Consider the following 3204-nt stretch of genomic DNA (forward strand, 5'->3'; position numbering starts at 1 on the left):
GGGTACTGACTCGTGACCGGTTGGCCTCGCTTCAGCAAATCGGGTATGTGATACAGGTGTTTTGTGAGCATCGCGAACTTTCGGTTCATTGCGTCTTCACACACCGCAATCTGGTCTCTTTCGAGCATGCAGATTGCTTGGGTGTTATATGGTCAAGCCTCACGGGCAATTAGTATTGGTTAGCTCAACGCCTCACAGCGCTTACACACCCAACCTATCAACGTCGTAGTCTTCGACGGCCCTTCAGGGAACTCAAGGTTCCAGTGAGATCTCATCTTGAGGCAAGTTTCCCGCTTAGATGCTTTCAGCGGTTATCTTTCCCGAACATAGCTACCCGGCAATGCCACTGGCGTGACAACCGGAACACCAGAGGTTCGTCCACTCCGGTCCTCTCGTACTAGGAGCAGCCCCTCTCAAATCTCAAACGTCCACGGCAGATAGGGACCGAACTGTCTCACGACGTTCTAAACCCAGCTCGCGTACCACTTTAAATGGCGAACAGCCATACCCTTGGGACCGGCTTCAGCCCCAGGATGTGATGAGCCGACATCGAGGTGCCAAACACCGCCGTCGATATGAACTCTTGGGCGGTATCAGCCTGTTATCCCCGGAGTACCTTTTATCCGTTGAGCGATGGCCCTTCCATACAGAACCACCGGATCACTAAGACCTACTTTCGTACCTGCTCGACGTGTCTGTCTCGCAGTCAAGCGCGCTTTTGCCTTTATACTCTACGACCGATTTCCGACCGGTCTGAGCGCACCTTCGTACTCCTCCGTTACTCTTTAGGAGGAGACCGCCCCAGTCAAACTACCCACCATACACTGTCCTCGATCCGGATAACGGACCTGAGTTAGAACCTCAAAGTTGCCAGGGTGGTATTTCAAGGATGGCTCCACGCGAACTGGCGTCCACGCTTCAAAGCCTCCCACCTATCCTACACAAGCAAATTCAAAGTCCAGTGCAAAGCTATAGTAAAGGTTCACGGGGTCTTTCCGTCTAGCCGCGGATACACTGCATCTTCACAGCGATTTCAATTTCACTGAGTCTCGGGTGGAGACAGCGCCGCCATCGTTACGCCATTCGTGCAGGTCGGAACTTACCCGACAAGGAATTTCGCTACCTTAGGACCGTTATAGTTACGGCCGCCGTTTACCGGGGCTTCGATCAAGAGCTTCGCGTTAGCTAACCCCATCAATTAACCTTCCGGCACCGGGCAGGCGTCACACCCTATACGTCCACTTTCGTGTTTGCAGAGTGCTGTGTTTTTAATAAACAGTCGCAGCGGCCTGGTATCTTCGACCGGCATGAGCTTACGGAGCAAGTCCTTCACCCTCACCGGCGCACCTTCTCCCGAAGTTACGGTGCCATTTTGCCTAGTTCCTTCACCCGAGTTCTCTCAAGCGCCTTGGTATTCTCTACCCAACCACCTGTGTCGGTTTGGGGTACGGTTCCTGGTTATCTGAAGCTTAGAAGCTTTTCTTGGAAGCATGGCATCAACCACTTCGTCACCTAAAAGGTAACTCGTCATCAGCTCTCGGCCTTAAGATCCCGGATTTACCTAAGATCTCAGCCTACCACCTTAAACTTGGACAACCAACGCCAAGCTGGCCTAGCCTTCTCCGTCCCTCCATCGCAATAACCAGAAGTACAGGAATATTAACCTGTTTTCCATCGACTACGCTTTTCAGCCTCGCCTTAGGGACCGACTAACCCTGCGTCGATTAACGTTGCGCAGGAAACCTTGGTCTTTCGGCGTGGGTGTTTTTCACACCCATTGTCGTTACTCATGTCAGCATTCGCACTTCTGATACCTCCAGCAAGCTTCTCAACTCACCTTCACAGGCTTACAGAACGCTCCTCTACCGCATCACTTGCGTGATACCCGTAGCTTCGGTGTATGGTTTGAGCCCCGTTACATCTTCCGCGCAGGCCGACTCGACTAGTGAGCTATTACGCTTTCTTTAAAGGGTGGCTGCTTCTAAGCCAACCTCCTAGCTGTCTAAGCCTTCCCACATCGTTTCCCACTTAACCATAACTTTGGGACCTTAGCTGACGGTCTGGGTTGTTTCCCTTTTCACGACGGACGTTAGCACCCGCCGTGTGTCTCCCATGCTCGGCACTTGTAGGTATTCGGAGTTTGCATCGGTTTGGTAAGTCGGGATGACCCCCTAGCCGAAACAGTGCTCTACCCCCTACAGTGATACATGAGGCGCTACCTAAATAGCTTTCGAGGAGAACCAGCTATCTCCGAGCTTGATTAGCCTTTCACTCCGATCCACAGGTCATCCGCTAACTTTTCAACGGTAGTCGGTTCGGTCCTCCAGTCAGTGTTACCTAACCTTCAACCTGCCCATGGATAGATCGCCCGGTTTCGGGTCTATTCCCAGCGACTAGACGCCCTATTAAGACTCGCTTTCGCTACGCCTCCCCTATTCGGTTAAGCTCGCCACTGAAAATAAGTCGCTGACCCATTATACAAAAGGTACGCAGTCACCCAACAAAGTGGGCTCCCACTGCTTGTACGCATACGGTTTCAGGATCTATTTCACTCCCCTCTCCGGGGTTCTTTTCGCCTTTCCCTCACGGTACTAGTTCACTATCGGTCAGTCAGTAGTATTTAGCCTTGGAGGATGGTCCCCCCATATTCAGACAAAGTTTCTCGTGCTCCGTCCTACTCGATTTCATGACTAAGAGATTTTCGCGTACAGGGCTATCACCCACTATGGCCGCACTTTCCAGAGCGTTCCGCTAATCTCAAAGCCACTTAAGGGCTAGTCCCCGTTCGCTCGCCACTACTAAGGGAATCTCGGTTGATTTCTTTTCCTCAGGGTACTTAGATGTTTCAGTTCCCCTGGTTCGCCTCTTGCACCTATGTATTCAGTACAAGATAACCATCTTATGATGGCTGGGTTCCCCCATTCAGACATCTCCGGATCAAAGTCTGTTTGCCGACTCCCCGAAGCTTTTCGCAGGCTACCACGTCTTTCATCGCCTCTGACTGCCAAGGCATCCACCGTATGCGCTTCTTCACTTGACCATATAACCCCAAGCAATCTGGTTATACTGTGAAGACGACATTCGCCGAAAATTCGCAAAACTCTTAAGAGTCACTCACAAATTTTACCTTAGCCTGATCCGTTACCAGTGAAAGTAACGTTCAGTCTATCTTTCTATCACATACCCAAATTTTTAAAGAACGAT

The 3204-nt window shown here is 51.2% G+C and carries 1 rRNA gene; it reads right to left on the bottom strand.

What is annotated here, in order from left to right:
- Positions 1-148: 148 nt before the first annotated feature.
- Positions 149-3040, bottom strand: a 23S ribosomal RNA gene (locus tag M0808_RS28350).
- Between the last annotated feature and the right edge of the window lie 164 nt (positions 3041-3204).

This window comes from Pseudomonas sp. MWU12-3103b (assembly GCF_023100615.1).
GTDB lineage: Bacteria > Pseudomonadota > Gammaproteobacteria > Pseudomonadales > Pseudomonadaceae > Aquipseudomonas > Aquipseudomonas putida_A.